Origin of the sequence: Micromonospora sp. RHAY321 (genome assembly GCF_023896955.1) — a bacterium.
In the GTDB taxonomy this organism is placed as follows: domain Bacteria; phylum Actinomycetota; class Actinomycetes; order Mycobacteriales; family Micromonosporaceae; genus Micromonospora.
Genome location: NZ_JAMHIW010000006.1, coordinates 297,630 through 318,197 on the forward strand (window position 1 = coordinate 297,630; position 20,568 = coordinate 318,197).

Annotated in this window: 20 protein-coding genes, 1 tRNA gene and 1 other RNA gene; 7 read left to right on the forward strand and 15 right to left on the reverse strand. The window is 70.8% G+C overall.

Features of this window, described 5'->3' with window-relative positions:
- The first annotated feature begins 77 nt into the window (after window positions 1-77).
- Window positions 78-719 (forward strand): DUF1524 domain-containing protein, encoded by a 642-nt coding sequence (locus M8C17_RS16840; protein WP_252417417.1) that lies wholly within the window; start codon window positions 78-80, stop codon window positions 717-719.
- Complete coding sequence (locus M8C17_RS16845) at window positions 716-1,108, forward strand: hypothetical protein (RefSeq protein ID WP_252417418.1); 393 nt, start codon at window positions 716-718, stop codon at window positions 1,106-1,108. Before M8C17_RS16840 ends, M8C17_RS16845 begins: the two co-directional genes overlap by 4 nt.
- A gap of 88 nt (window positions 1,109-1,196) precedes the next feature.
- Here the strand turns inward: M8C17_RS16845 and M8C17_RS16850 are convergent, their stop codons facing one another.
- The 7 genes from M8C17_RS16850 to M8C17_RS16880 all read right to left on the reverse strand — a co-directional run bounded on the left by M8C17_RS16850 (window position 1,197) and on the right by M8C17_RS16880 (window position 8,250).
- Window positions 1,197-2,300 (reverse strand): ABC transporter ATP-binding protein, encoded by a 1,104-nt coding sequence (locus M8C17_RS16850; RefSeq protein WP_252417419.1) that lies wholly within the window; start codon window positions 2,298-2,300, stop codon window positions 1,197-1,199.
- Window positions 2,297-3,310 (reverse strand): ABC transporter ATP-binding protein, encoded by a 1,014-nt coding sequence (locus M8C17_RS16855; protein ID WP_252417420.1) that lies wholly within the window; start codon window positions 3,308-3,310, stop codon window positions 2,297-2,299. The genes M8C17_RS16850 and M8C17_RS16855 overlap by 4 nt, the downstream gene beginning before the upstream one ends.
- A gap of 8 nt (window positions 3,311-3,318) precedes the next feature.
- Entirely contained in the window at window positions 3,319-4,281 is a 963-nt protein-coding gene (locus M8C17_RS16860) for an ABC transporter permease (RefSeq protein WP_252417421.1), read from the reverse strand.
- A complete protein-coding gene (locus M8C17_RS16865; protein WP_252417422.1) occupies window positions 4,278-5,282 on the reverse strand; it encodes an ABC transporter permease in 1,005 nt (334 codons plus the stop codon). Before M8C17_RS16865 ends, M8C17_RS16860 begins: the two co-directional genes overlap by 4 nt.
- Window positions 5,283-5,364: 82 nt before the next feature.
- Window positions 5,365-7,026, reverse strand: a complete 1,662-nt coding sequence (locus tag M8C17_RS16870; RefSeq protein ID WP_252417423.1) for an ABC transporter substrate-binding protein — start codon at window positions 7,024-7,026, stop codon at window positions 5,365-5,367.
- Window positions 7,027-7,340: 314 nt separating this feature from the next.
- On the reverse strand, window positions 7,341-7,934 hold the full coding sequence (gene recR, locus M8C17_RS16875; protein ID WP_252417424.1) for a recombination mediator RecR: 594 nt from the start codon (window positions 7,932-7,934) through the stop codon (window positions 7,341-7,343).
- A 7-nt stretch (window positions 7,935-7,941) separates the two neighbouring features.
- Entirely contained in the window at window positions 7,942-8,250 is a 309-nt protein-coding gene (locus tag M8C17_RS16880) for a YbaB/EbfC family nucleoid-associated protein (RefSeq protein WP_252417486.1), read from the reverse strand.
- Window positions 8,251-8,749: 499 nt separating this feature from the next.
- Here M8C17_RS16880 and M8C17_RS16885 point away from each other — a divergent pair, with 499 nt between their 5' ends.
- Window positions 8,750-9,442 (forward strand): DUF998 domain-containing protein, encoded by a 693-nt coding sequence (locus M8C17_RS16885; RefSeq protein ID WP_252417425.1) that lies wholly within the window; start codon window positions 8,750-8,752, stop codon window positions 9,440-9,442.
- Window positions 9,443-9,451: 9 nt separating this feature from the next.
- Here the strand turns inward: M8C17_RS16885 and M8C17_RS16890 are convergent, their stop codons facing one another.
- Complete coding sequence (locus M8C17_RS16890; RefSeq protein ID WP_252417426.1) at window positions 9,452-12,223, reverse strand: DNA polymerase III subunit gamma and tau; 2,772 nt, start codon at window positions 12,221-12,223, stop codon at window positions 9,452-9,454.
- Between the two features lie 182 nt (window positions 12,224-12,405).
- An RNA gene (ffs, locus tag M8C17_RS16895) (signal recognition particle sRNA small type) lies at window positions 12,406-12,495 on the reverse strand.
- Between the two features lie 82 nt (window positions 12,496-12,577).
- Here ffs and M8C17_RS16900 point away from each other — a divergent pair.
- A tRNA-Ser gene (locus tag M8C17_RS16900) sits at window positions 12,578-12,662 on the forward strand.
- A 480-nt stretch (window positions 12,663-13,142) separates the two neighbouring features.
- Here the strand turns inward: M8C17_RS16900 and M8C17_RS16905 are convergent.
- The 4 genes from M8C17_RS16905 to M8C17_RS16920 form a co-directional block, all read right to left on the reverse strand.
- Window positions 13,143-14,405, reverse strand: a complete 1,263-nt coding sequence (locus M8C17_RS16905; protein ID WP_252417427.1) for a DUF11 domain-containing protein — start codon at window positions 14,403-14,405, stop codon at window positions 13,143-13,145.
- Window positions 14,406-14,815: 410 nt separating this feature from the next.
- Window positions 14,816-15,208: a hypothetical protein gene (locus M8C17_RS16910; RefSeq protein WP_252417428.1), complete on the reverse strand. Its 393-nt coding sequence runs from the start codon at window positions 15,206-15,208 to the stop codon at window positions 14,816-14,818.
- Between the two features lie 269 nt (window positions 15,209-15,477).
- Window positions 15,478-16,476 carry a hypothetical protein gene (locus M8C17_RS16915; protein WP_252417429.1) on the reverse strand — a complete coding sequence of 333 codons (999 nt, stop codon included), beginning with the start codon at window positions 16,474-16,476 and terminating at the stop codon, window positions 15,478-15,480.
- Window positions 16,477-16,478: 2 nt separating this feature from the next.
- On the reverse strand, window positions 16,479-16,988 hold the full coding sequence (locus tag M8C17_RS16920; protein ID WP_256482800.1) for a SigE family RNA polymerase sigma factor: 510 nt from the start codon (window positions 16,986-16,988) through the stop codon (window positions 16,479-16,481).
- Between the two features lie 93 nt (window positions 16,989-17,081).
- On the opposite strand from M8C17_RS16920, the gene M8C17_RS16925 reads away from it, so the two are divergent.
- Window positions 17,082-17,921, forward strand: a complete 840-nt coding sequence (locus M8C17_RS16925; protein ID WP_252417431.1) for a class I SAM-dependent methyltransferase — start codon at window positions 17,082-17,084, stop codon at window positions 17,919-17,921.
- A gap of 7 nt (window positions 17,922-17,928) precedes the next feature.
- On the opposite strand, the gene M8C17_RS16930 is transcribed toward M8C17_RS16925, so the two are convergent.
- On the reverse strand, window positions 17,929-18,168 hold the full coding sequence (locus M8C17_RS16930) for a flavin reductase (RefSeq protein ID WP_252417432.1): 240 nt from the start codon (window positions 18,166-18,168) through the stop codon (window positions 17,929-17,931).
- Between the two features lie 197 nt (window positions 18,169-18,365).
- Here M8C17_RS16930 and M8C17_RS16935 point away from each other — a divergent pair, with 197 nt between their 5' ends.
- Together M8C17_RS16935 and M8C17_RS16940 are read left to right on the forward strand one after the other, a co-directional pair.
- Window positions 18,366-19,133 carry a helix-turn-helix transcriptional regulator gene (locus M8C17_RS16935; protein WP_252417433.1) on the forward strand — a complete coding sequence of 256 codons (768 nt, stop codon included), beginning with the start codon at window positions 18,366-18,368 and terminating at the stop codon, window positions 19,131-19,133.
- On the forward strand, window positions 19,124-19,315 hold the full coding sequence (locus M8C17_RS16940) for a DUF397 domain-containing protein (RefSeq protein WP_252417434.1): 192 nt from the start codon (window positions 19,124-19,126) through the stop codon (window positions 19,313-19,315). Before M8C17_RS16935 ends, M8C17_RS16940 begins: the two co-directional genes overlap by 10 nt.
- On the opposite strand, the gene M8C17_RS16945 is transcribed toward M8C17_RS16940, so the two are convergent.
- On the reverse strand, window positions 19,290-20,525 hold the full coding sequence (locus tag M8C17_RS16945) for an MFS transporter (protein ID WP_252417435.1): 1,236 nt from the start codon (window positions 20,523-20,525) through the stop codon (window positions 19,290-19,292). The two genes, M8C17_RS16940 and M8C17_RS16945, sit on opposite strands and share 26 nt — an antisense overlap.
- Between the last annotated feature and the right edge of the window lie 43 nt (window positions 20,526-20,568).

The window sequence follows — 20,568 nt, forward strand, 5'->3', positions numbered from 1 at the left end:
ACGCCACGAAACGCCGAAACCATGCCCGGGTACTGTGCGCAATCGCCGGGAGCCCGCAAGCTGGAGAGGTGTCGTCTGTGCGTACCAGATCAGGACCGCGCGTGGCGGTGGCCGCGCTCGTCGCCGCGCTGGCGCTCGGCGTAGCCGGGTGCGTCCCGCCCGCTGAGCCGGACACGCCGCCACCGAGCGGCGGTGGCAATGCCGTGGAGCTGTTGGGCCAGCTCACCGTCGCCACCGCCGGCTCGATGAAGGGCTACAGCCGCGACCACTTCCCGCACTGGCGGGACACCGGCAAGAACTGCGACGTGCGGGACAGCATCCTGCAGCGCGACGGCAAGGACGTGAAACTCTCCGGTTGCAACGTGGTCGGCGGGCGCTGGGAGAGCGTGTACGACGGTCGCAGCGCCACCGATCCCTCCGACGTGGACATCGACCACATGGTGCCGTTGGCCAACGCGTGGCGCTCGGGTGCCAACGAGTGGGACGACGCGAAGCGCGGCGACTTCGCCAACGACACGACACGTCCGCAGCTCATCGCGGTTTCCGCGTCCTCCAACCGGGCAAAGGGTGACCAGGACCCGTCCCAGTGGAAACCGGCGAACCGGTCGTACTGGTGCCAGTACGCCAAGAACTGGGTGACGGTCAAGCACCACTGGCGGCTGACGGTGACCAGTGCCGAGAAGACCGCCCTGACCGACATGCTGGAGGGCTGCACATGAGCGAACAAGCCGTGACAGGCGGCGAGGCGGCCGGTGACACCGCCCCGACCACCGCCGGGATGACCGCCGACGGCACGGCCGAGACGCCGGCCGCCGTGCCGGGGGCCGGCATGGTGGCTGATGCGGACGGCGCCGGCGGTGCGCAGAACCGGACCGCCGACATCGTGCCCGGGCCGGGCGGGGTGATGACCGACGAGGTCGGGGTCGTGACCGGCGATCTGACCCTGCGCACCGAGTACGCGGACGGCCGGGTCACGCTGCGCGTGCAGTACAAGGACGCGGACGAGTGGTACGTGGTGACCGGCGGGACGGTCGGGCTGGCCGACCCGGCGGGGCTGGACGCGGTGCACGGCATCGCGGTGGCCCTGCTGCACCGCCCGGAGGGCTGATCCCCCCTCGGGCGGCGGTCCGTCGAGCGTGACACCTCTCAGGAATGTCGATGCCTGAGAGGTGTCACGCTCATCGGGACGGTGGGGCTCAGACGTAGGAGCCGGGCTCGCTGGGGGCGGACACCACGCCCGGCGACTCGCCCTCGCCCTCGGGGCGGACGATCTCCACGCTGACCTGGTGCGGACGCAGCTCGCCGGTGGCGATCTGCTCGGCCCAGTGGCAGGCGACCCGGCTGGCGCCGATCTCCCGCAGCACCGGCCGCTCGTCCTTGCAGCGGGTGGGCTGCGCCCACGGGCAGCGGGTGTGGAAGCGGCAGCCGGACGGCGGGTTGGCCGGCGAGGGCAGGTCGCCCGCGAGCAGGATCCGCTCGCGGTTGTCCTCCACGTCCGGGTCCGGCACCGGCACCGCGGACATCAGCGCCCGGGTGTACGGGTGCAGCGGCTCGGTGTAGAGCCGGTCGCTCGGCGCCTCCTCGACCAGCGCGCCCAGGTACATGACGCCGACCGTGTCGGAGATGTGCCGGACCACCGCGAGATCGTGCGCGATGACCAGGTAGGTCAGCCCCAGGCTGTCCTGCAGCTCGTCCAGCAGGTTCACCACCTGGGCCTGGATCGAGACGTCGAGCGCCGAGACCGGCTCGTCGGCGACGATCAGCTCCGGCCCGAGCACCAGCGCGCGGGCGATGCCGATGCGCTGGCGCTGCCCACCGGAGAACTCGTGCGGGTAGCGGGACAGCGCCCAGCGGGGCAGCCCCACCGCGTCCAGCGTCTCGCCGATGATCCGCCGCCGGTCGGTACGGTCGGTGCCGATCCCGTGGGTCTGCAGACCCTCGGTCAGGATCGACTCGACGTTCTGCCGCGGGTCGAGACTGGACATCGGATCCTGGAAGATCATCTGCATCCGGCGACGCATGCTGCGCAGCTTGCCCGCCGGCAGGGTCGTCAGCTCGACGCCGTCGAAGCTGACCTCGCCCGACGTCGGCGGGTTGAGCTGGAGCAGCGCCCGCCCGAGGGTGGACTTCCCGCAGCCGGACTCGCCGACCAGGCCGTACGTCTTGCCGCGCGGGATGCTCAGGTCGACCCCGTCGACGGCCTTCACGTGGCCGACCACCCGGTCGAAGAGCACTCCCCGCTTGATCGGGAAGTGCACCTTCAGGTCGCGCACCTCGACGAGGATGTCCTTGTCACTCACGCTGATTCCTCCTCGCGCGGGGCGGGCACCGTGCCGGGCACCGGCTCCGGGTTGACGCACCGGTAGCTCCGCCCGTCGTAGGTGTGCACCAGCTCCGGTGGCTGACCCACGCAGTCGTCGATCCGGCGGGCGCAACGCGGGGCGAAGGCGCAGCCGTCCGGCCAGGGCAGCAGGTCACGCACCGAACCGGGGATCGGGTTGAGCTTCTCGCCCCGCCCGGCGTCCAGGCGCGGCACGGAGCCGAGCAGACCCACGGTGTACGGGTGGCGCGGCTCGCGGAACAGCGGACGACGGCGGGCCGTCTCCACCACCCGGCCGCCGTAGAGCACGTTGACGGTGTCACACATGCCGGCCACCACACCGAGATCGTGCGTGATCATCAGCAGGGCGGTGCCGGAGTCCCGGACCAGCCCCTTGAGCAGCTCCAGGATCTGGGCCTGGATGGTGACGTCCAGGGCGGTGGTCGGCTCGTCGGCGATCAGCAGCCGAGGCTGGCAGGCCACCGCCATGGCGATCAGCGCCCGTTGCCGCATCCCGCCGGAGAGCTGGTGCGGGTACTCCTTCAGGCGGCGCTTCGGGTCCGGGATGCCGACCCGGTCCAGCAGCGACGCCGCCTCCTTCGCGGCGGCGTCGCCCTTCATCCCCCGGTGCCGGGTGAGCACCTCGGTCACCTGCAACCCGATCGGGATCACCGGGTTCAGTGACGACAGCGGGTCCTGGAAGATCATCGCGATGTCCCGGCCGCGGATGTCCCGCCGGGACCGGTCGTCGAGCTGGAGCAGGTCGGTGCCGTCGAAGACGGCCTTGCCCCCAACGCGCAGACCGGGCTGCTTCGGCAGCAGTCCCATGATCGCCAGCGAGGTGACGCTCTTGCCACAGCCGGACTCGCCGACCAGGCCGACCACCTGACCGGCGTCGACCGAGAAGGACACTCCGTCGACCGCGTGCACGGCACGCTGGCCGCGCCGGGCGAACGTGACGGAAAGGTCGTCCACTTCGAGCAGTGCCATTACTGGGCCTACTTCCGCAGCTTCGGGTCGAGGGCCTCGCGCATCGCCTCACCGAGCAGGGTGAAGCCGAGCGCGGTGATGATGATCGCGACCGCAGGGTAGATCGCCAACGACGGCCGGATGCCGAGGTACTGCTGCGCGTCGGCGAGCATGACCCCCCACTCCGGAACGGCGGTGTCGGGGTTGCCCAGGCCGAGGAAGGAGAGTGCCGCGGCCTCAATGATCGCGGTGGCCAGGGTCAGCGTGGCCTGCACGATCACCGGGGCGAGCGAGTTCGGCACCACGTGGGTCAGCGCGATCTTCGACTTCTTCACGCCGAGCGAGGTGGCCGCCAGCACGTAGTCGCTGTTGGCCTGGGAGATCATCGAACCGCGCAGCAGCCGGGCGAAGACCGGCACCGAGACCACGCCGACGGCGATCATCACCGTGGTCAGGCTGGCGCCGAGCAGGGCGGCGATGCTGACCGCCAGCAGCAGGCTCGGCATCGCCAGCAGCATGTCGATGAACCGCATCAGGGTGGTGTCGATCCACCGCCCCCACCGGCCACCGAGGCCGGCAGCGGCGCCGGAGACGCCGCCGATCAGCGCACCGATCGCCAGACCGATCAGGGTGGAGACCACGCCGACCAGCAGGGTCTGCCGGGCGCCCACGATCATCCGGCTGAACTCGTCCCGGCCCTGGTGGTCGTAACCGAACCAGTGATCGCCGTTGACGCCGGGGATGACACCCGGCTTGATCAGCCCTTCGCGGATGCCGATCGTGTCGGTCGGCGCGTACGGCACGAGGAACGGGCCGACCACCGCGACCAGCACGAAGAGCGCCAGGATGATCGCGCCGACGATCGCCGCCGGGTTGCCCCGCAGCCGGCGGAACGCCTCCTGCCAGAGGCTGACCCCACGCTCGTCGTCGCGGGCAGCCAGCTCGGAGAGCCGGTCGATCTTTTCGCGCTTCTTGCCCGGGCTGAGGGTCATCGCACCCTCACCCTCGGGTCGATGAAGCTGTAGGAGAGGTCGACCAGAAGGTTCACCAGCACGTACACCACCGCGATGATCAGAATGAAGCCCATCAGCACCGGATAGTCGCGTTGGCCGATGGCCTCGGCGACGAAGGCTCCGATGCCACTGAAGGCGAAGACGGTCTCGGTCAGCACGGCGCCGGAGAGCAGACCGCCGGCGAGCAGGCCGATGGAGGTGGCCACCGGCAGCATCGCGTTACGCAGCACGTGCCGGCGACGGACCGTCTGCTCGGTCAGGCCCTTGGCTTCGGCGGTCCGGACGAAGTCCTCGTTGAGCACCTCCAGCACGCTCGCCCGGGTGATCCGGACGATGATCGCCAGCGGGATGCTGGCGAGCGCGATGGCGGGCAGCACCAGATGCCAGAGGGCGTCGGCGGCGGCGTCCCACTCGCGGGTCATCAACCCGTCGAGGACGAAGAAGTTGGTCACCCGGGTCGCGCCGAGCGTCGGGTCCTGCCGGCCGCTGGACGGGAACCAGTGCAGGTTCTCCGAGAAGATCGCCTTGAGCACGTAGCCCAGAAAGAAGACCGGGATGCAGATGCCGATCAGCGAGCCGCCCACGGAGGCGTGGTCCAGGAACCGGCCGCGACGGCGGGCGGCCAGATAGCCCAGCGGGATGCCGATACCGATCGCGATGATCATCGCGGTGATGGTCAGCTCGACGGTGCCGGGGAAGCGCTCGATGAACTCCGTGGTGACCGCCCGCTTGGTGGAGGTCGAGGTGCCCAGGTCGAGCTTGATCATCCGCCGTACGAATCGTCCGTACTGCACGAGGATGGGCTCGTCGAGGCCCATGTTGCGGCGGATGGCGGCACGCATCTCAGGCGTGCCGCGCTCGCCGAGGATGGCGGTCTCGGGGCCGCCGGGGAGCCGGCGGAGCCAGATGAAGAGCAGAAGGGAGAGCCCGAACAGCGTGGGTATCAGCTGAAGCAGGCGTCTGACGATGAACCGGAACACGGCGGCCTCGAAGGGGTGCGGAGGGTTGCGGGCGGGCGCTGTGCGACAGCGCCCGCCCGCGTTCCTTGCGTCAGATCAGGACTTACTTGAACTCGGCGGTGGCGTACCGCTCGTCGGTGAGCGGGCTCGCCTTGACGCCGGTCACGTCCTTGCCGAACACGATCGCCGGCGGCGAGTGCGAGATCGGCACACCGGGCAGGAACTCCATCACGGACTTGTTCAGGGCCTTGTACTTCTCGGTCCGGGCCGCGATGTCGGCGGTGGTGTCCGCGTCCTTGAACTGGTCGAACAGGGCCTTGTTGTTGAAGCCCCACTCGTCCTTCGGCCGGTCGAAGAAGGTACCGATGAAGTTGTAGGCGTCGCCGTAGTCACCGGTCCAGCCCAGGAAGTGGATGTCGTGCTTGCTGCCGGAGGTGGTGGCGTTGAGGTAGTCCGGGCTCCACTTGAGCGGGATCGCCTCGACGGTGATGCCGACGGCCTTCAGGTCCGCCGAGAGCAGCTCGAAGATGTCCTTCGGGTTCGGCATGTACGGCCGGGTGACCTCGGTCGGGTAGTGGAACTTCAGCGTCAGGTTCGACGCGCCGGCCTCGGCCAGCAGCGCCTTCGCCTTGGCGGGGTCGTAGGTGTACTTGGTGACGTCGCCGTTCCAGCCCTCGACGGTGTCCGGCATGAAGTTGTCGGCCACCTTGGCGCCCGGCGGCAGCTTCGAGTCGACCAGCTGCTGACGGTTCAGCGCGTACGCGATCGCCTGCCGGACACGGATGTCGGCGAGCTTCGGGTTGCCCTTCTGGTTGATCGCCAGGTAGAGCACGTTGAACGCCGGGCGGGTGAGGACGTTGAAGCCCTCGCCCTTCAGCGGCTCGACGTCGGCCGGGCCGACCAGGTCGTAGCCCTGGATGTCACCGGAGCGCAGCGCCTGCTTGCGGGCGTTCTCGTCCGAGATCGTCTTGAAGATCAGGGTCTTCAGCTTGGCCTTGGTGCCCGCGTAGTCCTCGTTGCGCTCGAGGGTCAGCGTCTTGTTCGCGACGTCCCAGGCCTTGAACTTGAACGGGCCGGTGCCGGTCGGGTGCTCCGTCGCGTACGACGGGTACTTGATGTCCTCCGCGGTGCCGGCGACGTTGCTGGCGTCGAACTCCTGCAGCGCCTTCGGGCTGTGGATGGAGAACGAGGGGAGCATCAGCGCAGCCGGGATCTTGCTGGAGACCCGCGTGAAGGACAGGTCCACAGTGGTGGCGTCCTTGGCGGCGCAGGACTTGAAGAGGCTCGGCGGCAGGTCCGCGTCCTCGTTCTTGGCGAAGCCGCCCATGACGTCCTGCCAGTACGCGGTCACGTCCGGGCTCTGCATGAGGCCCTTGGCGTTGTACCACCGGTTGAAGTTGGCGCAGACGGCCTCGGCGTTGAACTCGGTGCCATCGTGGAACTTGACGCCCGACCGGAGCTTGAAGGTCCAGGTGGTGCCGGCGGCGTCCGGGGTCCACGACTCGGCCAGGCCGGGGGTGACCTTGGTGCCACCCTCCTCCGGTCGGACCAGGGTCTCGAAGACCTGACGCGCCACACGCAGCGACTCACCGTCGCTGGCGAAGCTCGGGTCGAGCACCTTCGGGTCTCCGGCAACGCCGAAGACGAGGGTGTCCTTCTTGCTACCGCTGGAGCTGTCGTCGCGGTTGCTCTCGGCGCAGCCTGCTACCGCGAGGGCCGCGACCGCGACGGCCGCGATCGCGACCTTCGGCCTGGGTGCACGCATCGTGCTTCACCTCGTCCTTGGGGGTACGGACAACGTGGTGACAGGGGTCACCGATGGCGGTGACCATAGCTCCCGTTGCGTCCACCCGGAAACCGCCGGGTGGACGGTTGGTATCGGATCGTGCCTCAATCGTCGCTTGACATTCGATTCGAAGGTCAACAGGGCTCGAAACCGTGCAATCCGCACCCGTGATGCCAAACTGTTACGTCGAACAGGCCGCAGGAGGAAGCAGGTGTCAGATCATTTCCGGGCATCGACGCGACGATGGCCGGCACCCGTACAGGGCACCGACCATCGGTCGTACGTAGTCCGACTCAGACGGCCCGGCGACCCTCGAAGGCCCGGCCGAGGGTGATCTCGTCCGCATACTCCAGGTCGCCGCCGACCGGCAGGCCGCTGGCGAGCCGGGTCACCGAGATCCCCATCGGCTTCACCATCAGCGCCAGGTACGTGGCGGTCGCCTCGCCCTCGGTGTTGGGGTCGGTGGCCAGGATCAGCTCCCGGACCGTGCCCTCGCCGAGCCGGATCATCAGCTCCCGGATGCGCAAATTGTCGGGCCCGATCCCCTCCAGCGGATTGATCGCGCCACCGAGCACGTGGTAGCGGCCGCGGAACTCACCGGTCCGCTCGATGGCCACCACGTCCTTGGGCTCCTCCACCACGCACAACACCTCGTTGGTGCGGCGCGGGTCGCGGCAGATCCGGCACTGCTCGGACTCGGCCACGTTGTAGCAGGTCGTGCAGAACCGGACCAGCTCCTTGACCTTGCGCAGCGCGCCGGCCAGCCGGTTGACGTCGGTCGGATCGGCCGACAGGACGTGGAACGCGATCCGCTGGGCGCTCTTCGGGCCCACGCCCGGCAGCCGACCCAGCTCGTCGATCAGATCCTGGATGGCACCTTCGTACATCTGCCGCTCAGAAACCGGGCAGGCCGAGGCCGCCCATGCCGCCGGTGACCGGGCCCATCTTGCGCTCGGTCAGCTCCCGTGCCGCCTCGGCGGCGTTGTGCACGGCCGCGACGACCAGGTCCTCCAGGGTCTCCACGTCGTCCGGGTCGACGGCCTTCGGGTCGATCTTGATCGCCTTCAGCTCGCCGGCACCGGAGACGGTCGCGGTGACCAGCCCACCGCCGGCAGTGCCGGTCAGCTCCGCCTCGGCCAGCTCGGCCTGGGCGGTGGCGATCTGCTGCTGCATCTTCTGCGCCTGCTTCAGCATCTGCTGCATGTTCGGCTGTCCACCTGGGCGCACGGATGGCTCCTTCTCGCACTCGTCTGCTGGGCCGCCGCCCAGCCTAACCGCTGTGACCGACCCCGCCCCGCCCGGTGCGTCCGCCCACGCCGGGTCTTCCGGGCTCCTCCGGAAACAGGGGACGGCGCGGGTCAGAGCCGGTCGTACTGCTCGCGGACCAGGGACTCGACGACGGGCACGGTGTCCGCCGAACCGCCGACCGCGCTGACGATCACGACGATCTCGTCCCGGCCCGCGACGGCCCACACGCCGGCCCGCTCGGCACCGACGAAGGCCGCCGAACTGAACTGGTGTCGGCGGAGTCCGCGGCACCTCCCTCTGGAGTCGAGGTGATCTTCACGGCGCACATCCTGACAGCGCCCGCGAACACCGTCCACCCCGCCCGAACGGCCTGCCGGGGTACGGCTACCACCACCCCGAACCGGCCATCTGGAGGTAGTGCGCCGGGGTCGGGCGCACTGGTCTGCTCGACGGCATGAACCTCAACCGCACCGGACGGATCGGCGCGCTGTGCTGGGCCGCTGCCGCGCCGGCCTTCCTCGTTGCCAGCCTCGTCACCGGCCTGCGCTGGCGCCAGCCGACCTACAGCTGGGCCATCCACAACATCAGCGACCTCGGCAACGTCCACTGCGGGATCTGGGACACCACCCGACCCCGCTACGTCTGCTCCCCCTGGCACCCGCTGATGAACATCGCGACGCTGGCCACCGCCGTCCTGCTCGCGGCCGGGCTGCTGTTGACCTGGCGGCTCCTCGGTCGGGGTGGCGTGGTGCGGTCGGCCCAGACGCTCCTGCTGCTGGCCACCGGCGGGTACGCCCTGGCGGCCCTCTACCCGGCGGATGTCGACGAGAACCTGCACGTCCTCGGCGCAGTCCTGATTATGGGGCTGGGCAACGTCGGGCTGCTTCTCGCCGGCTTCGCACCGGGCACCACGCTGCTCGGCCGGTGGCGACGGCTCACCCTCGCCGCCGGGCTGACCGCGCTCGTGGGCACGGTGCTGTTCTTCGCCCAGCAGGGCATGGGGATCGGGGTGGGCGGCATGGAACGGGTCGCCGTGCTGCCCTTCCCGCTCTGGGCCTGCTGCCTGGGCGTCCTGCTCGCCGAGACGTCCGCCGGCCGGGCAACGTCCGCCCGGTCGGACACACCGACCGGAGCCACCGCCGAGTGACCAGCGCTGCTAGCGCGCGTCGACCTCGTCGATCTTCTCGGCGCCGAACGTCTCGCGGAGCAGCCGTACCGCCTGCTCCTCGCTGGACTCCCGGGCGGTCTTCTCGTCGATGACCTCGTCCAGCGGCTCGTCGCCCGGATCGAACCCCTCGTAGGTCGGGGTCGCCGGGGGCGCCGCGCCACCCGGCTTGCCGCCGCGTACCGGACCGTCGAAGTCCGGGTCGTAGGGCGGTTCGCCGGCCCATTCGGCGTCCGCGACGGGCCGGGCCGCCGCTCCGGTACGCGGACCGCGCCCCGCCGCCGCAGCGCGGGCCGCGGCGATGGCACTGCTCACCGGGGCACCGCCGGTGGCCGGCTGGCGGGCCGCCGGCGTCGGGTTGGCCCGACCGCCGGGCCTGCCGTCTCCGGCCGCCGCACCCGAGCCGTGCCCGTTCGACTGGGCGCCGGTCCCGTTGGTACGCCCCGGGCCGGCGCCATTCGCACCGGTCGCGCCGGAACCGCCGGTGGGGTCGTCCGCGGCCGAGCCGCCCGGCCGGGCGGCCTCCGGCCAGTCCTCGTCGTCCGTCGCCTCGGCGGCGGGGGCGCTGCCGCCGGGTCGGGCCGCTTCCGGCCAGTCGTCCTCGGCGTCGGCCGGCGCGGCCGATCCGCCGGGCTGGCCACCGCCCTCCCGACCCGCAGTATGGCCGACGGGCCGGGCTGCGCCCTGCCCACTCGCACCGTGGCCGACGGGCTGGCCACTGCCCTGCGGACCCGCACTGTGGCCGACGGGCTGGCCACCGCCGTGCGGGCTCGCGGCCTGACCGGCGGACGAGACACCGGGGCCGCCGCGCGCACCGGGCGACCCACCGGGCAGGTCACCCGGGGCGCCGCTCGGGACGGGTGCGGCGTTGGTGCTCGGCGGGGTGGCGGGAGCGGGAGGGGTGTCCACCGGGGCGGGTCGGGCCGGCGCGGCGGGCTGCGAGCGTGGCGGGCCGGACAACGACACGCCGCCCCGCTCGCCGGCCACCTCGCAGCGGATCTGCCAGCGCCCGCCCAACTCCTCGTAGAGCGCGTCGGTCAGCACCGCCGCGTGGTCGGCCATCATCTTGGCCAGCACGGTGGACTTCACCGTCAGCACCAGCATGTCGCCGTCGAGTTCGCGCACCACCGCGTCACGCATCAGGGCGGCGATCCGCTTGTTGGTCCGGTTGACCTTGCCGATCACGTCGGGCCACGCCCTGCGGACCGTGACCGCGTCCAGCGCAGCCGGCGTGGCACCGGGTCGGGGCGGCTCCGGCGTCGCCGGGTCGGGGAGCACCGCCGACGGCGGCACCGCGCGACGTGGGGCCGGCGACCCCCCGGGCGAACCGGTGCCGGCGGGTGCGCCCCGGTCGGCGGAGGTCGGCGCGGCGGTCGCCGACGCGCCGGGTGACGCCGGGATCGGGGAGTCGGCGTTCGGGGCCGTCACGTTCGAGCCTGCGGCGTTCGGGGCCGGAGCGCTCGGGGCTGGGTCGACGTTCCACGGGGGTGCCGAGGTCGGGGCGGCGGCGGGTGCCGGGGCGGCGGCAGCCGGGGACGGAGTGGCCGGCTGTGGGCGTACCACCGGGTTGGTGGCCGGCGCGGAGCCGGCGTCGGCGCCGCCCAGGGTGAGCCGGCGTTCCATCCGCTCCAGGCGCTGGAGCAGGCCGCCGGTGGTGTCGTCCGCGCCGGGGAGCAGCATCCGGGCGCAGATCAGCTCCAGCAGCAGCCGGGGCGCGGTGGTGCCGCGCATCTCGACCAGCCCGTTGTGCACGATGTCGGCGCAGCGGGACAGCGTGGCCGAGCCGAGCTGCGAAGCCTGGGCGGCCATCCGCTCGATCTGGTCGGCGGGGCCGTCGATGAGGCCCTTCGCGGCGGCGTCCGGCACCTGCTGGAGAACGATCAGGTCGCGCAGCCGCTCCAGCAGGTCGGAGGCGAACCGGCGCATGTCGTGCCCGGCCTCGGCGACCCGGTCGACGGTGGCGTACGCGGCGGCGCCGTCACCGGCGGCCAGCGCGTCGCACATCTCGTCGATCAGCGCCGAGTCGGTGACCCCGAGCAAGGCGACGGCCCGGGCGTAGCTGACCCCCTCCGCGCCGGCGCCGGCGATGAGCTGGTCGAGCACGGAGAGGCTGTCCCGCATGCTGCCGCCACCGGCGCGCACCACCAGCGGAAAGACCGCCGGCTCGACGGTGACCCCCTCCGCCTCGCAGAGCTGCTCCAGATAGGGGCGCACCACCTTCGGCGGGAACAGCCGGAACGGGTAGTGGTGGGTCCGAGACCGGATCGTGCCGAGGACCTTCTCCGGCTCGGTGGTGGCGAAGATGAACTTGACGTACTCCGGGGGCTCCTCGACGAGCTTGAGCAGGGCGTTGAAGCCCTGCGTCGAGACCATGTGCGCCTCGTCGATGATGTAGATCTTGAAGCGGCTGCTGGCCGGCGCGAAGAAGGCACGCTCGCGCAGCTCGCGGGCGTCGTCGACACCGCCGTGGCTGGCCGCGTCGATCTCGATCACGTCGATGGAGCCGGTGCCGTCGGTCGCCAGCGAGCGGCAGGACGCACACTTGCCGCACGGCTCGGGGGTGGGGCCCTGCTCACAGTTGAGCGAGCGGGCCATGATCCGGGCGCTGGTGGTCTTGCCGCAGCCACGGGGGCCGGAGAAGAGGTAGGCGTGGTTGAGCCGCCCGCTACGCAGGGCCTGCGACAACGGCTCGGTGACGTGCTCCTGCCCGATGACCTCGGCGAAGGTACGCGGCCGGTACTTGCGGTAGAGCGCCAGCGTCACTCGTCCCGCCTCCTCTCGACCGAGCCATTCTGCGCCGGTCGGGCGCGGGTGACCACCCACCCCGCCGGGCACCTTGGGTTACCGCGCTTGATCGACTCGGCTTCCTGGAAACCGGGGTGTCCGCATGCCCGGGATGCCCCGACATCACCGATGTCGAGTGGATCAACCAGGCCCACAGACAAAAAGGCCTCCCGTGCACCCGGCAGAGCTCGCTTATCCTTGCTGCCTTCCGGCCCTGGGGAGGTTCACGAGATACCGCCGCACGGGAGGTGACGCCAAGCCTACCCGACGGCCCGTCGATCTTCAGGGGGTGGTGGGGTGACCCTGCCCGTGGGGGCCTGTATCCTGGCTCGCGGAGGATTCGCCTAGAGGCCTAGGGCGCACGCTTGGAAAGCGTGTTGGGTTTACACCCTCACGAGTTCGAATCTCGTATCCTCCGCTCGCCTGAGCAGCACGAACGACAGGGCCGGCCCCTACGGGGACCGGCCCTGAGTCGTCTCTACGGCCGCTGCCGTCCCAGTTGTCGTCTCACTTGCCCTGCGCCGGGCGCTCGGGCGGCGGTCTGGCGCCGCTCTCCCCCGCCTTTGCAAGGCAGCGCTCAGGGGTGCTAGCCGCTCCGACGGTTCGAACCACGGCGAGGGGTTGCAGCCGCACAACCGGGGCAGTCCAGCAGGCCGAGGATTCGGTCGCGACCTCTGCCCCGCAGGTGCACACCAGGTTGGGGCCATCGCAACCGTCTAGGCCCCAGCAGCCGTTCCGGCGCTTGCGGTCCGGATGTAGGCGACGCACAAGCAGGCTCGGGACAAAGAGATCAAGAATTAAGGCGACAGGCCAGTCTTTGATCTCGATGACGCTGATTCGAAGCGACTCGATCCGGGGCGATACCCGCGCCGCCCCGGATCGAGTGCTCAGCGGGCGGTCAGCAGGTCACGACGGCCGCGTTGACGACAGCTTCGCCGCCGGCGGTAACGGTGACCGGGTTGGTCCAGGCCCGACTCTCGTAGGGAGAGCTGTTGTCGTAACTGGCCAGGGGTGCGTCGGCGGTGGGAGTGAAGCAGTACGGCTTCCGAAGGTAGAAGTCCGCCACGACACCACCGGGCCGGATCTGCGCGGTGAACGTGCCGTCCGCGTTGACCGACGCGGATACGCGGTTGTGGCCCGTCGAGTCGGAGTGCACCGAGACCTGAAGGCCGCTGTTCGTCACGCCCGACTCCTCGGCATCCCGCACCCCGTCCCGGTCAGCGTCCAGCCAAACGGTGCCGCGCACTGTCGCCGGCTCAACGATCGCGACGGTGGACTGGGCGGTGTTGTCGGAGATGTCGTCTTCCAGCGACGTGGTTGTCGCCGTAGCGGTCACGGTCGCGATGTCACCCGGCGCGGCGCTGGCCACCGTGGCGGTCAGTTGCATTGGATCGGGGGTGTATCCGGCCGCGATGTAGGTGTTTACGCAGTCCCAGGCTGGCCGGCCGGAGGCGGGGTCGGTGCCGAACGTGCAGTGCCAGGGATAGTTGTACGGCTCTCCGACACGGGCGAAGCCGTCCGGCAGCGGCACCGTGACGTGGATGTCGCGGGCGGCCATGTTGCCCGCGTTGCCCACCTGCACGGAGATGTTCACTGTGTCGCCGACGATCGCCTCGGCGGGATTGGCCTGAACCGCCGTGACCTCCAGGTCGGTCACCCCCCGGACGTAGGCGATCGTGGCCTCGCCCACGTTGTTGGCCGTGGACAATTCGCTGCTGGTCGTCGTGGCCGTCGCGGTCACCGCTGCGGTCGTGCCGGCCGGGGCGGGCGGAAAGGAGAAGTCGAATCGCAGCTTCGGGGCGCTCGCCCCCGCAGCGAGCGTCCCGTACGTGCAGGTGCCGGCGACGAAGTCACACTGCCAGCCCTCTGGCGGCCAGTTGCCGTCAGTGAAGTAGGCGCCGGCCGGTAGACCGTAGGTCAGGGTGACGTCCTCGACCCGATTCCTGCCGATGTTGCGGACCTCGACCTCCACGGTGACTCCACCGCCGACGTCGACGACCTGGTCACGGGGGGCGACACCGGTGGCGGTTACCGTCAGGTCAGCCCGGCTGGGCGCTGCGAGGGCCGGTGACGCGGGCAGCACCGCGGTCACCAACGACACAAGTAAGCCCAGGCTGAGCGCCTGGGCGAAACGACGACGTGGATGAGAGGTGGAAGACATGGGGTCCTGTCTGCCGTAGGGGCCGGCCGGCATGTCGCTGGACCGGTAGGGGCGTCTGCGCCCCTCGCGTCATGAGCGACGATCGAGCGGGTCACGTTACAAATCCCTTATCCCGTCGGGCTTTAGCGTGTTGCGATGCGTCAGGCCGACCAACGGCGGTCCACTTACGACAGAGATCACGGGGGCGCTGACAGGAGGGACGACGGCGGCGGTGCCCGGACCAGGAGGCCGGACACTGCTGCAGCCCTTCCATCGGGGAGACGCTCCCGTTGCTGGTGGGATCCCCGGACGGATGGGCTACTGCTGCTGGAAGCGGCTCAGGAACTCGTCCACTAGGTGCGGTTTGGTGTAATCCATCCGGGTCCGAGTGCCCGACGTGAGGCCGCCCGCCTGGCCGCCACACGGGTAGATCAGCGGCACTGGTGCCGGTCCGGATAGCGCAGCACGAACGAGTGCTCGTGGCTGTATCCGATCAAGGGGCAGGCCTCGCCCATCGGCTCTGGGGCGGCATCGGGCCACCAGCCGCTGTGTCGCCGCTGCCACTGCCGCCAGGCATCGTTGCGGTTGGGTAGTCGGTTGAGCAGCGCGGCGAAGTCGGCGGCCCCGGCACGCAGCACCCGCTGAGGTGGCGGGTGCGCCACCCCGGGACGCTGGATAGGCAGTGCCGTGGGTGTGGTGCACAGCAGCACCTCCGTGACGCCGGGCGGCACCAGCGGGCCATGGGCGTCGACGAACTGGCGCCGCTCCTCGATGACCGGGCAGCCATCCGATCCGAGTAGAATTTCATACGGAGTGCCAGCCATTGCTGGCCAAGGAGACGCGGTACGCCGGACCCAGGCGATCGTGACCACACCCGCGGCCACCGCGACCACCGTCACCACGACGACCACCGCCCGACGTCGGCGTGGGCTCCACTTGGATCCTCCGCTCGCTTGAGCAGACGTGAACGCCCGGCAGGTCCGCAAGGACCCGCCGGGCGTTCGTCTTGTGGTCTCCGTCGGCCGGCCCGGAGGGACGGCGCGAGGACGCCAGGGCCGACGGACGGGCCGGCCCTGGCGTCAGTCGGTGCGGGTCAGAACTTGCCCTCGGCCACGTCCGCGAGAGTCACGCGGGTCACCGTGTAGTTGATGGTCACGCCCACGCTCTCCGAGACGTATTTGATCAGCAGGCCGGTGTCGGCGTCGATGGTCAGGCTGTCGGTGCCGCCGCTGGTGATCAGCGCGCCGGCGGCGAGGGTGATCACCGGCTGGCCGTCGAGGTTGCCCTCCGTGACCTTGACCTCGGGCATCTGCCCCAGCAGCCGCACCACCCCGGCGCGGACCGTCGGGCTGCCGGCGCCCGCCTTCAGGGCGTCCATCGAGTTTTCCCAGACCCAGTTGTCGGTCCGGTTGCCCACGGAGGACGCGTCCTGACCGGTGGCCTTGAGCTTCGCGGCGATATTGGCGTCGATCGACGGCTTGGCGCCGGGCGCCTCGAGAGTCGGCGCGGTCCTCGCGTCCTTCACGTACGCGAGCGCCATTCTCTTGCGGGCCTCGTTCAGGTCGCCCTTGGCCGCGTACTCCGCCGCCGCGACCGCCTTCTTCCTCCCGGCCTCGTCCTCGCCGCTCGTCGCGTGCTTCCCCTTCACCTGTGCAGGGAGGGCACCCCGGGTCTTGGCGAAGTAGAGGTCGCCGTTGTCGGCGAACAGGTCCCAGACATCGACCTTGAGGCCGTCCGTGTAAACCTGGTCGCGCAGCACGAGCGTCGCGTCGCCCTCGGGCTGCGGGGCGGTGGTCAGATAGCCGACCAGCTTCACCAGCGGAGCGTTCTCGGTGGTCGCGCTGCCGGTCGCCGCGGGCTTCGGGGCGGCGAGGTTGGGTGCCGGGGCCTGGGTGCCGGTGCCGGCGGTGACCACGGCGACCGCCGCGACCGCGGCGGCGAAGCCGGTGCCGGCGGTCGCGCGCCACGCCAGGCGGCGGTGCCGCAGCTTCCGCCCGCGGCTCTCGATCTGCTCGAGGTCGGGCGCGTACGGCCGGTCCCCGACGATGCCCTGCAGAGTCGCGCTCAGACGTGCCTCGGTGTCGTGTGGCATGGTCAGATCTCTCCTCGGTTCAGTACGGACTTGAGCTTGATCAACGCCCGGCTCGTCTGGCTCTTGACGGTGCCCTCGCTGCACCCGAGGACCGCGGCGGTCTCCCGCTCGCTGAGCCCTTCGAGAAACCGCAGGACGACGGTCGCCCGCTGCCGCGCGGGCAGCGACTGCAACGCCTGGAGCAGCTCGGCGCGGTTCACCACCTCGTCGGACATGTCCGCGACGGTGCCGTCGACGTCGGCGTGCACGGTGATGTTCCGGACCCGGCGCCAGCCGCGTCGCGACTCGTTGATCAGGATGCGTCGCACGTACGCGGACGGGCTGTCGGCCCTCTGGACCTTGCGCCAATTGCTGTACGCCTTCGCCAGGGCCTCCTGGACAAGGTCGTCGGCCAGGTACCAGTCCCCGCAGAGCAGGTACGCCGTGCGGTGCAACGATGGGGCGATCCCCTGGACGAAAACCCGAAAATCGTGCTCCGAGTCGCTCGCCGTCCCGGCTGGTCGGTGCTTCATTGCGGTCGTCACATGAGGGAAGACACCCGTGTGTGCGCGGACGTTGTCAAGGGTGTCGGATCTTTCTCCGGATCCTGTGGTCTCATCGACGTCGTGGCAGCGACGGCGTGGGAATGGGACGAGACGTTGTACGCGGGCAGCGCGAGCCACTACAGCGTCGGGCGCATGCCCTACCCGCCCGGCCTCGCCGAGGCCGTCGCCGAGGCACTCGGGCTCGACGGCACCGGCCGACTGCTGGACGTCGGATGCGGACCCGGATCGGTGACGCTCCTGCTCGCGCCCCTGTTCGAGGCAGCGGTGGGCGTCGACGCCGACCAGGGCATGATCGACGAGGCGCAGCGCAGGGCCGGCGAGGTCGGGGTCACCAACGTCGGGTGGCGGCACCTCCGCGCCGAGGCCCTGCCGGCCGGCCTGGGCACGTTCCGGGTGGCCACGTTCGCCCAGTCGTTCCACTGGATGGATCGGCTCCTCGTGGCCCGTCTCGTCCGCGACATGCTCGCACCGGGCGGAGCCTGGGTCCACGTCAGCGCCAACACCCACCAGGGCGTGATCGGGGACGACCCGCTGCCGTACCCCCGGCCGCCGTGGCAGCAGATCGACGACCTGGTCGCTGGTTACCTGGGACCGGTCCGCCGGGCCGGTCAGGGGTGGCTGCCCGCCGGCACCCCCGGCGGGCAGGAAGAGATCATGCGGCAGGCCGGCTTCTCCGGTCCCTTTCGCATCACCGTCGAGCAGGGGATGGTGGTGGTGGAGCGCGGCGTCGACGAGATCGCCTCTGCGGTGTTCTCGCTGTCCAGCTCGGCACCACACCTGTTCGCCGATCGACTTCCCGCTTTCGAGGCGGACCTGCGTCGCCTGCTGTCCGAAGCGGCCCGAGATGGTCGTTTCGCGGAGCGGAGGCGAGGGATCGACGTCGCCATCTGGCACCCCTGACCGCGCTTCACCCGCGGGCGCGGGCCCAGGAAAGGAAGCGGTCGGTCAGCCGGGCCGGATCCACTCCGGTGAGCTGTTCGCCGGCCTCCGCCTGAAGCGTCGCCAGGTAGACCGTCAACGCCACCCGGTCGTGCCGGTACTCGGCGAGCAGCCGCAACTTCGCCGCCGAGCAGGGCCAGGCGATGCCGCACGACTGGCAACGCCAGGTGGGACGGGTCGGTAGATGATCCCGGTAGCGGCGGGGCATGGCCGGGCCTCCTTCGAGGTGGAAGGGGGCCGCCCGGCCTCCGCGCCCGGGCGGCCCCTGACTGACGCCGACCGCCGGGCTCTTTCGCCTCCACCGGCCGCGCCGTCTTCTGCGGATCACCCTCGCGCGCGTCACCAGACAGATACACCGCGTAGCGATATGGTCAGCAGATATTCGAGACATCCGATGGAGGGGCCGTGAACGATGCGCTTCGGGTGGCACTGAGCGATACCGGGCACACCACCGAATCCCTCGCCGAGACCGTCGGCGTCGACCCGAAGACCGTGGCGCGTTGGTTGACCGAAGGCCGCATCCCGCATCCTCGGCACCGGTTCGCGGCAGCGGAAGCTCTCCATAAGGACGTGTCGGACATCTGGCCGGACACTTCAAGACGTCGGGATCCGATTTGGTTCCGTCCCTGGCAGGAGATCGAGCGCGAGGCAGTGTCACTGCGCTGGTTCGAATCGACCGTCCTGCCGGGACTACTTCAGACCGAGGCGTACGCCCGCGCCGTGCTCAGCGGCGCCGGCCTGATCCCCCGCCCTGACATCGAGCGGCATCTGACGGTCCGACTCAGCCGGCAGGGCGTACTCAAGCGGGACGACCCGCCCCAGTTCACGGCGGTCATCGACGAGGCCATCCTCCACCGGCCGGTCGGCGGTCGACCGGTCATGCGTGAGCAACTGCTGGCCGTGGTCGCGGCCTGCGCCGAGCCGCACATCCGGGTGCACGTCGTGCCCGCCACCGTCGGCGCCTATGCCGGCCTCAACGGGCCGTTCGTGATCGCCCACAGTCACGACCACCGGGTCGCCGGCTACCTGGACAACCAACTCCAGGGACAAGTCGCTAGCGACCCGGAGGACATCGCGGCCATGATGGCGGCGTGGGAGAACGTGCGCGGCGAGGCGCTGTCCCACTGGCAGTCGGTCGACCTACTTACGGAAGTGGCGGAGACATGGAGCTGAACGGCGCCCGGTGGCGCAAGAGCAGCCGCAGCAGCGGCAACGGCGGCGCATGTGTCGAGGTCGCCGACAACCTGCCCGGCGTTGTGGGCGTACGGGACTCGAAGGACCCGACCGGTCCGGCGCTCACCTTCACGCCAGTCGCCTGGCGCGCGTTCGTCACCCGGCTCGCTCCGCCGGCCTGACCGGAACCGCCTCGTCCGGCCGGTCCGGCAGCACAGGCGGGGTGCGGAGAGACCAGAGCGCCAGGGGTACGGCGGCGACCGCGGCGGTCAGCAGGATCAGGCGGTGGTCGACGAGTTCGAGCAGGCTCGCGCCGGCCAGCAGGGCCACGGTGGACGGGCCGAAGGTCAGCGTGTTGACCGTCGACGCCACCCGGCCGACCAGCTCGCCCGGCGTCTCCCGCTGGACGGCCGTCCAGACGGTGACCAGCACCAGCGGCACGCCGAGGCCGACCGCCAGCCCGCCGGCGACCACCGGTGCGACCGAGGTCGTGGCCCGTAGGGCCAGCCCGATGGCGAAGACGGCGACCGCCCCGGCCACCACCCGCCGGTCGCCGAAGCGGCGCAGCAGTGACCCGGCCGCCAGCCCGCCGATGAGCGACCCGACGCCCTGCACGGTGGCGAGCACGCCGTTGAACTCCGGCGGCCGTCCCAGGCCGGCGTCGACCACGGCGTACGCGACGGCGCCGTTGAGCCCCATCAGCACCATGGTGAGCGCGGCGCAGCCGACCACGTGCCGCAGCGCGCGATGCCGCCGCAGGTGCCCCCAACCATCGGCGAGCTGCCGCGTCCAGCGCTCGGGACGCCCGGGCGGCTGCTCCCGGACCCGCAGTGACCAGAAGACAATGCCGGCCAGCACGAAGGTGACCGCGTCCAGGAGCACCACGGGGTGCGCGCCGTACGCGGCGAACAGCCCCGCCCCGGCCAGCGGGGCGAGCAGCTTCATCCCCTCGTTGATCGTGGTGCGGAGCCCGTTGAAGTCTCCGAGCAACGGGCCGGGAACGACCGCCGGCACCAGCGCGGCCTCGGCCGCGTCGGTCAGCACGAAGGTGATCCCGTACGCGGTCATCACCGCGAAGATCAGCCACACCCGGGTTGCCGAGTCGACCAGCAGCAGCACCGGCAGCAACGCCGCCATCACCGCGTGCAGGACGATCAGCAGCGGCCGGCGACGGAACCGGTCGGCGAGCAGCCCGAGCAGCGGCCCGAGCAGGGTGGGTGCCCACACGCCCAGGGTCACCAGGGCGGCGAGGCTGCTCGACCCGCTCAACTCCTTCACCCAGATGCCGGCCACCAGCAGCATCGCCGCGGTGCCGAAGCCGGACACCAGCACCCCGCCGAGATAGCGGCCGGCGTCGCGATCGGTCAGCACCCTCGCCGTACCCCAGCTCATCGCACCTCCCCGCCAGCGGCAGATTCTGCCCCAGCGGTGGCTG